Origin of the sequence: Parasphingorhabdus sp. (assembly GCF_049667325.1) — a bacterium.
Classification (GTDB): domain Bacteria; phylum Pseudomonadota; class Alphaproteobacteria; order Sphingomonadales; family Sphingomonadaceae; genus Parasphingorhabdus.
The window spans coordinates 1-7439 of the sequence record NZ_JBATHY010000256.1; the positions used below are offsets into that span (position 1 = coordinate 1).

Consider the following 7439-nt stretch of genomic DNA (forward strand, 5'->3'; position numbering starts at 1 on the left):
GGTTGGGATTGCGGACCCGCTGGTCGAGAATATGGATGATACAAGCCCGGTCGCGGCCGTCGGCACGCCGGTCGTGGAGGGCGGTTGTCAGAAGGACCGGAACCAGGCTGTTGACGCGAAAATGGTCCTGCAAATCCTTTTCCGCGATCGCGCCGACATGGTCTTGCCCGAAAATCGAGGCGCTGTTCACCACAAGGTCGGGTGTTCGCCCGAAATGACCAACAACCTGATCCATCAGCATTTCGGCGGCGCCTTCGACGAGAAAATCCTGCTGGAAACCAAACCATTCGCAGCCTGATTCGTTCAGTTTTTCGGCTAACCAATTCTCGGGAATTGCATCGCTATTGCCATGGAGCGCCAGATCATAGCCGGATTCTGCCAGTCGCGCGGCGATCACTGCGCCAACCCGCTTCACGCCGCCGGTGACCAGCGCCAGCGGCCGGGTCATCGTCGTCCCCGGCTGAGCGTGATGCCGATCTGCTCTCCTTTTTCGGAGATCAGCAGTTTCACGATTTTCACGGTCACCCGCAATATATTCTTGTCCTGCAGAAACAGCGTCTCGATAATATGATCGGCAACCGCCTCGATCAGCTTGAAGTGCACGCCTTCGGGCAGGGCCTCGGTTGCAGCATGTTTGAGATCCATGTAATTTTTTGAATGGTCAAGCGGCGTGTCCGCTTCATAGCGTTCCCGGACCTTGAGTTCCGCAGCGATCGAGATGCGCAGCGGCTGCGGCAAATGGGTTTCTTCGGAATAGATCCCGGTAAGCACGTCAACGTCGAGATCGTTGACTTCCAAAAGCAATGTATCTGTCATGTGCAATGTCTGACCATGTTCGGGTTAAAATGGCAAGTCAGGCGGACCAGCGGGCAAAAATCGCGGTCGGCAGAAGCAAGCCCCGCGCCTCTTCGCGAACCGCCAGTTCACCAACCTCGATCGTGCCGCCCAGATGGGACAGTTTCTCGTCGAGCAATGAACCGAGCGCCAGCGCCGACATGCGCACGGCATAGACGGTGAGGAACAGGCAGCGGCTCTCGCCGTCGAGCAGCTTTCCGCAATCCTCGACCAGTCCTGCCAGATGTTCTTCGAGTCGCCAGATTTCACCATCCGGTCCGCGGCCATATTTGGGTGGATCCATCAGAATCGCGTCATAGCGCCGCTCGCGCCGCACTTCCCGCGCGGCAAATTTCGCAGCATCGTCGATAATCCAGCGGATCGGACGATCGGTCATGCCCGAGAGGGCGGCATTGTCCCGCGCTGCGGTCACGGATTTCTTGGACGCATCGACGTGCACCAGATTGGCCCCGTCAGCCGACAGCGCCAGGGTTCCCACCCCGGTATAACCGAAGAGATTCATCATCTGCGGTGATTCTACGTCTTGCAGATTGCCGCGGAACCAGCGCCATACCGGATCCATATCCGGGAAATAGGCGAGATGCCGGAACGGCGTGCATTGCGCGGTGAAGCTGACCTCTTCCCAGTCCATCTGCCATCCCTCTTCCGGGACATTGTCGTTCAGATGCCAGCGGCCTCCGCCATCCTCGTCGGATGCGGGAATGAATTCTCCATCCGCCTGCCAGTCGTCGCTTGCCGGCGCCCACATCGCTTGCGGCTCGGGGCGGATGAAATGGAATTTCCCGTAACGCTCCAGCTTCCGGCCATGACCGGAATCGACCAGCGCATAGTCGCTGCGCGGGTCGCTGATCATCAATATCGGGGCCGGTTTGGTGTCAGCCATCGGACGGTGTCGCGTTCGACATGATGAATGATTTCACCGCATCATAAGTACCAGAAAGCTTCGTGTATTTTTCCTCACGGTCAAACAGATCACCAACCCGGCGCGGCAAGGCGGGGCGGACACCGGTCGCCCGTTCTACGGCATCCGGGAATTTGGCTGGATGGGCGGTTGCGAGCGTCACCACCGGAACCGCCGGATCAAGATCGACATTCTGTGCCGCTGACAGGCCGATTGCGCTATGCGGATCAATCACTTGACCGGCCTTGTCCTGCGCCCAGCGCATGGCAAGCGACATATCGTCCGGATCAACGCGATGACTGGTGAAAATCGAAGAAGCCGTTTCCCGCATGCCGGGCTCCAGCTGCATATTGTGATTTTGCTCGAAAGCCGCCATCCGCGCCGCCGTCTTGACACCGTCACGGCCTTCGAGATCAAACAGCAACCGTTCGAAATTGCTGCTCACCTGGATATCCATCGATGGCGCTGCGGTCGGGGTTACGGTTCCGGTGGAATAGTCCCCCGCACTCAGCGCGCGATGCAATATGTCATTGACGTTGGTCGCTACGATCAGCCGTTCGATCGGCAATCCCATTTTCGACGCGACATAGCCGGCAAAGACATCGCCAAAATTACCGGTCGGTACGGAAAAGGCGATCTTGCGATGCGGCGCGCCCAGTTGGCTGGCCGCATAAAAATAATAGACAACCTGCGCCATCAGACGCGCCCAGTTTATCGAATTGACCGCCGAGATCGAGAAGCGGTCGCTCACTTCCTGATCGGCGAACATCCGCTTGACCATCGCCTGGGCATCGTCGAAGCTGCCGTCGATCGCGATATTGTGGACATTGGGCGCGCGCACCGTGGTCATCTGACGGCGCTGGACATCGGATATCCGGCCATCGGGATGGAGCATGAAGATATCGACCTTGTCCCGCCCCGCCAGCGCATCAATCGCGGCAGATCCGGTGTCGCCCGAAGTAGCGCCGACCACGGTCAGATGCTTGTCCTGCCGGGCGAGAAATTTTTCGAACAACAGGCCGAGCAGTTGCAGGGCAACATCCTTGAACGCCAAGGTCGGACCGTGAAACAGTTCGAGCAGCCATTGCCGCCCGTCGAGCTGTACCAGAGGCGTCACCGCTGCATGGGAAAACCGGCCATAAGCCTGCTCGCAAATTTCGCGTAATTCCGCCTCATCGAGCGCATCGCCGACAAACGGCTGCATTACCCGGACAGCCACTTCCACATAGGAAAGGCCCGCCATATCGGCGATCTCGGCTGAACTGAATGACGGCCAAGATTGCGGCACATAGAGCCCGCCATCGCCAGCCAGCCCGGCCAGGGTCACTTGTTCGAAATTCAGTGCGGGCGCCGCGCCTCTGGTAGAGATATATTCCATGATGGCGAGCGGGTTAGCGGTCGCGCCCGATCAGGGCAAGAACTATGCTTTGATGGCTTGTTTTACGGCACCATTTTCCAACTGTTTTTTGAGATTGTCGAGCCGTTCGACCGCCTTTGCGGCATGTGGCCCGATCCAGCGTTCATGGATAGCATGGATCGGCAACGGGTTGAGATGGTTCCACCGCTCTCGCCCTCTCCTGTCCGCGATGATCAGGTCCGCTTTCGACAGCACATCAAGATGCTGCATCACCGTGCAACGGTTCAATTCGGGAAAATGGGCGCATAACGTCCCGGTGGTCAGCGGCTGGTCGCGCAGATCGTCGAGAATCTGGCGACGAACCCCGGACGCCAGAGCCTTGAACACCCGGTCATATTGGTCGCTACTTGACATGTTATAATTTTATAACATAATAGCCCGGAGCAGATCAAGGGAGAATCACCATGGAACTGAAATTCAAGGTTGCCGCTCGTATTTCAAGGCCGGTTGAGGAAGTGTTTGAAGCAGTGGCGGACCCGGAGAAACTGTCGGGCTATTTCACCACCGGGGGCGCCAAGGGGCGGCTGGAAACCGGTGCCACCGTGATGTGGGACTTTCACGATTTTCCCGGCGCGTTTCCGGTCGAGGTCACCGAAGTCATCCCCAACGAGAAAATTTCAATTCTGTGGGAAGCAGGCGATGGATCGGAGGACAGCTGCGATGGCGGCAGTGCCGGTTATAACGTGGCAGCAACGATGACCTTTGAAGCCTTGGATGATAACCGGACATTGGTGACGATATCCGAGGGCGGATGGCGCCAAACGGAAGCCGGTCTGAAAACCTCCTACGGCAATTGTGAAGGCTGGATGCAGATGCTTTGCTCGCTCAAGATGTGGATCGAACACGGCATAAATTTGAGAGAGGGATTCTACAAATAGCGTCGTCGCTTAAGCCGGTTTTGCTCGACCCCGCAGAGCGATAAGAAAAATAATCAGTGCGATCCCGGCGAACAGAAACCATTGCACCGCATAGGAAAGATGATTGTTCGGAACATCCTCCAGCGCTGGCGGCTGGCTTTTCTGCAATCCCGCGACCGGTTCGCTCGCTACCAGACGGATGATATATTGGCTATCCGGCGCGATTATACCATCGACGATACCGCCTTGCCACTCCGGATCATCAGGACGTGCAGACCAACCGGCGACGACTTGCGCGCCCGGGCCTTCCGCCCCTGCTGTCCGGCACTGGGCAATATGCGCCCAGCCCGACTTGCCATTGATGTTACGCCCGCTGGTCGAGCGCCAGCCGATGACGGCGAGGCAATTGACGGTCGATTTGCGGAAATAGGGTGCATCATCAGGGTCAGGTACTGCGGGATAGGCAATTGCCGGCAGATCCGTCGCCGATGCATAAGTCTCCAAAAGTCCATTTTTCCATTCGGCGCGCTGCAGCTGCCATATGCCAAGACCCGCCATGATTGCCACCGCGGCCAGGACAAGGACCGTCCCCAATATCGGCAAACGATTCATCACTGGCCTTCGCGTTCGTCGATAGCGCCTTCCCGGGCCTGATTGCGATGTTCCAATATCAGCAATATCGCTTTCGACACTCTGAGCGATCCGACAACCGCCGCTATGGTGAGCGGGAACCAGAGCAAGGCATGGACCCAGATCGGGGGATTGAAATTGGCCTCTACGGCAAGCGCCATACCCAATATGATAGCGCCAACGATCAGGGTCAGAAAAGCGGCCGGTCCATCGCCGACATTGAACCGGCTATAGTCGAGGCCACAGGCGCGACATTTGTCCGAGAACTGCGTCACATGGGCGAATAGAGTCTTTTGTCCGCAATTCGGGCAAAGACCAAAAAGGGCAGCGGGAAGTACATCCGGCTGCCCTTTTTCATTTTCGGTTTCGTTCAACTTTATAGCCTAGTGAACCGGCGCGCCCCAGCCGCCCCAGACATAGACGACAATGAACAGGAACAACCAGACAACATCGACAAAATGCCAATACCAGGCCGCCGCTTCAAAGCCGAAATGCTGTTTCGGTGTGAAGTGGCCCTTATAGGCCCGTGCCAGACAGACGATCAGGAAAATCGTACCGACCAGAACGTGGAAGCCGTGGAAGCCGGTCGCCATGTAGAAAGCCGAGCTATAGTTGATGCCGGCAAACGGGAATGGCGCAACGCTATATTCATAGGCTTGAATCGCCGTGAACACCGCGCCGAGGATGATCGTCAGCCACAGGCCGGTGATCAATCCCTTGCGATCACCGTGGATCAACGAATGGTGCGCCCAGGTAACTGTGGTACCGGAACACAGCAGGATCATCGTGTTAAGCAACGGCAATTCAAAGGAATTGAGCACTTCGATACCCTTGGGCGGCCATTGCAGCAGCGCCGCTGCACCTTCCTTTCCAATATAATTGGTGACAGCACCATCAAGCAGCTCGAGCGGCTGGGGGAAGAGCGCAAAATCAAACCATGCCCAGAACCAGCCGACGAAGAACATGACTTCCGATGCAATGAACAGGATCATGCCGTAGCGCAGGTGCAGTTGAACCACCGGAGTATGGTCGCCCGCATGGGCTTCCTTGATCACATTGGCCCACCAGGCAAAAAAGGTCAGTCCGACAGCAGCAAAGCCAGCGAAGAAAATCAGACCGCCAAACGCCATGTCGTGCATCCAGCGAATACCGCCGATTGCCATGGCAAACGCGGAAAACGCGCCGATCAGCGGCCAGATGTCTGGCGGGAGAATGTGATAATCATGATTTTTGGCACCGGCCATAATATTTCCCTAACCTTGTCTCAAAATTCTCTTAGCTATCGCCGTTACCGGCGTCTACCGCCTGCGCATCGTTGGAACGATAAAAGGTATAGCTGAGCGTGATTTCCTTGATATCCTTTGTTTCCGGATCGTCCAATATCGCCGGATCGACATAATATAGCACCGGCATCCGTATCGTCTGCCCTGGTTTCAGCAATTGCTCGCTAAAACAGAAACATTGGACCTTGTTGAAATATTTGCCAGCCAGCAGCGGCGTTACATTGAAAGTGGCGGTACCGACGACGGGCTGGTCGCTCTCGTTTGTCGCAATGAAAATCGCCATGTCGCGCGCGCCGACGCTGACCCGGTCGACTGCTTGTTCCGGTTTGAAGGACCAGGGCAGCGCGGAATTGACGTTGGAATCGAAACGGACCGACATCACATGGCTGGTTGTCTGAATCGTTGCAGCTTGAGCCTCACCGACGCGTTGTGTCGTCCCGCCATAACCGGTCACGCGGCAGAAAACTTCATATAATGGCACCGCTGCAAAGCCCAGTCCGAGCATGCCAAGCCCCATTGCCGCTGCCATTGCAGCGCTGCGCCGGTTCTTGCCAGAAAGTATCGCTTTCGCTGCGGTCATCAGGAACCGCCACTGATTTTGACGATGGTAATCAGATAGAAGAGCACCACCATGAAGAACAGCAGTGCGGCCAGAATCACCGCCCGTTGCTTCTGCCGTGCCTGATAGACCTTCTGCTCTTCAGGGCTCATCGGAGCTTTGCCATTGTCAATCTCGCTCATGCGAATATCACCCGGTCAGCTACCACTGCCGCGAACAGCGCGAACAGGTACAGAATCGAAAATTTGAACAGCCGCCTTTCGGCTGCCATATCTTCCGGCATGGTTGTCTTGCTGCGGGCGACTTGCCAGGAAAGCGCGCAAAAAACCACGCTCAGGACGATCGCAGCGGCACCGTAAACCGCACCGGCCAAGCCGATCGCAAAAGGCGCAATCGCAACCACCGCCAACACCAGACTATATCCGAAGATCTGATTCCGAGTCGATCGCTGACCGGCAACCACCGGCATCATCGGCACACCGGCTTTCGAATAGTCGCTGTTCATGAACAGGGCGAGCGCCCAGAAATGCGGCGGCGTCCAGAAAAAGATGATCGCGAACAGCAATACCGGCATCAGTGTGACATCACCGGTCACCGCAGCCCAGCCGATCGCTGGCGGGAACGCCCCGGCAGCGCCGCCGATCACGATATTTTGCGGCGTGCTGCGTTTCAGCCAGATGGTGTAGACCACAGCGTAAAAGAATATCGAAAACGCGAGAAATATGGCGCTGAACCAGTTGACCGCAACGCCCATCAGCAGGACCGAGAAAACCGAGAGTCCGATACCGAAATGCAGCGCGGTTTCGCGATCCATCCGGCCAGCAGGCAGAGGCCGCTGGCTGGTCCGTTTCATGATCGCATCGATATCATATTCATACCATTGGTTGAGCGCGGCCGACGCCCCTGCCCCCAGGCTGATCGCGAGGATCGCCGTGAA

At 57.0% G+C, this 7439-nt stretch carries 12 protein-coding genes; 1 reads left to right on the top strand and 11 read right to left on the bottom strand.

Annotated elements, in window-relative coordinates:
• The 5 genes from WBM93_RS11530 to WBM93_RS11550 form a co-directional block, all read right to left on the bottom strand.
• A partial coding sequence (locus WBM93_RS11530; RefSeq protein ID WP_424431984.1) for an SDR family NAD(P)-dependent oxidoreductase occupies positions 1 to 448 on the bottom strand: 448 nt, incomplete at its 3' end.
• Positions 445 to 816, bottom strand: coding sequence for a dihydroneopterin aldolase (locus WBM93_RS11535; protein ID WP_424431986.1), 372 nt, complete (start codon positions 814 to 816; stop codon positions 445 to 447). The genes WBM93_RS11535 and WBM93_RS11530, both read right to left, overlap by 4 nt.
• Positions 817 to 853: 37 nt before the next feature.
• Entirely contained in the window at positions 854 to 1738 is an 885-nt protein-coding gene (locus WBM93_RS11540) for a class I SAM-dependent methyltransferase (protein WP_424431988.1), read from the bottom strand.
• The gene (gene thrC, locus WBM93_RS11545; RefSeq protein WP_424431990.1) at positions 1731 to 3134 is read right to left on the bottom strand and encodes a threonine synthase; all 1404 of its coding nucleotides are present in this window, start codon (positions 3132 to 3134) and stop codon (positions 1731 to 1733) included. The genes WBM93_RS11540 and thrC overlap by 8 nt, the downstream gene beginning before the upstream one ends.
• A 42-nt stretch (positions 3135 to 3176) precedes the next feature.
• The gene (locus tag WBM93_RS11550) at positions 3177 to 3527 is read right to left on the bottom strand and encodes an ArsR/SmtB family transcription factor (RefSeq protein WP_424431992.1); all 351 of its coding nucleotides are present in this window, start codon (positions 3525 to 3527) and stop codon (positions 3177 to 3179) included.
• A gap of 50 nt (positions 3528 to 3577) precedes the next feature.
• Here WBM93_RS11550 and WBM93_RS11555 point away from each other — a divergent pair, with 50 nt between their 5' ends.
• Positions 3578 to 4051, top strand: coding sequence for an SRPBCC family protein (locus WBM93_RS11555; protein ID WP_424431994.1), 474 nt, complete (start codon positions 3578 to 3580; stop codon positions 4049 to 4051).
• A 9-nt stretch (positions 4052 to 4060) separates the two neighbouring features.
• Here WBM93_RS11555 and WBM93_RS11560 read toward each other — a convergent pair whose 3' ends face one another.
• From WBM93_RS11560 to WBM93_RS11585, 6 genes are all read right to left on the bottom strand, one after another.
• Positions 4061 to 4642: an SURF1 family protein gene (locus tag WBM93_RS11560; protein WP_424431996.1), complete on the bottom strand. Its 582-nt coding sequence runs from the start codon at positions 4640 to 4642 to the stop codon at positions 4061 to 4063.
• A complete protein-coding gene (locus WBM93_RS11565; protein WP_424431998.1) occupies positions 4642 to 5034 on the bottom strand; it encodes a DUF983 domain-containing protein in 393 nt (130 codons plus the stop codon). Before WBM93_RS11565 ends, WBM93_RS11560 begins: the two co-directional genes overlap by 1 nt.
• 9 nt (positions 5035 to 5043) lie before the next feature.
• Complete coding sequence (locus tag WBM93_RS11570) at positions 5044 to 5904, bottom strand: cytochrome c oxidase subunit 3 (protein WP_424432000.1); 861 nt, start codon at positions 5902 to 5904, stop codon at positions 5044 to 5046.
• 31 nt (positions 5905 to 5935) lie between these two features.
• Complete coding sequence (locus WBM93_RS11575) at positions 5936 to 6523, bottom strand: cytochrome c oxidase assembly protein (RefSeq protein WP_424432002.1); 588 nt, start codon at positions 6521 to 6523, stop codon at positions 5936 to 5938.
• The gene (locus WBM93_RS11580) at positions 6523 to 6684 is read right to left on the bottom strand and encodes a hypothetical protein (RefSeq protein ID WP_424432004.1); all 162 of its coding nucleotides are present in this window, start codon (positions 6682 to 6684) and stop codon (positions 6523 to 6525) included. The genes WBM93_RS11575 and WBM93_RS11580 overlap by 1 nt, the downstream gene beginning before the upstream one ends.
• On the bottom strand, positions 6681 to 7439 hold a 759-nt coding region (locus tag WBM93_RS11585; RefSeq protein ID WP_424432006.1), incomplete at its 5' end, for a heme o synthase. The genes WBM93_RS11580 and WBM93_RS11585, both read right to left, overlap by 4 nt.

What these genes read in the sequence shown, in the direction of transcription:
- WBM93_RS11575 (WP_424432002.1), bottom strand. Translation starts at nt 6,523, where the DNA reads ATGACCGCAGCGAAAGCGATACTTTCTGGCAAGAACCGGCGCAGCGCT.
- WBM93_RS11570 (WP_424432000.1), bottom strand. Translation starts at nt 5,904, where the DNA reads ATGGCCGGTGCCAAAAATCATGATTATCACATTCTCCCGCCAGACATC.
- WBM93_RS11550 (WP_424431992.1), bottom strand. Translation starts at nt 3,527, where the DNA reads ATGTCAAGTAGCGACCAATATGACCGGGTGTTCAAGGCTCTGGCGTCC.
- WBM93_RS11555 (WP_424431994.1), top strand. Translation starts at nt 3,578, where the DNA reads ATGGAACTGAAATTCAAGGTTGCCGCTCGTATTTCAAGGCCGGTTGAG.
- WBM93_RS11580 (WP_424432004.1), bottom strand. Translation starts at nt 6,684, where the DNA reads ATGAGCGAGATTGACAATGGCAAAGCTCCGATGAGCCCTGAAGAGCAG.
- WBM93_RS11560 (WP_424431996.1), bottom strand. Translation starts at nt 4,642, where the DNA reads ATGAATCGTTTGCCGATATTGGGGACGGTCCTTGTCCTGGCCGCGGTG.
- thrC (WP_424431990.1), bottom strand. Translation starts at nt 3,134, where the DNA reads ATGGAATATATCTCTACCAGAGGCGCGGCGCCCGCACTGAATTTCGAA.
- WBM93_RS11535 (WP_424431986.1), bottom strand. Translation starts at nt 816, where the DNA reads ATGACAGATACATTGCTTTTGGAAGTCAACGATCTCGACGTTGACGTG.
- WBM93_RS11540 (WP_424431988.1), bottom strand. Translation starts at nt 1,738, where the DNA reads ATGGCTGACACCAAACCGGCCCCGATATTGATGATCAGCGACCCGCGC.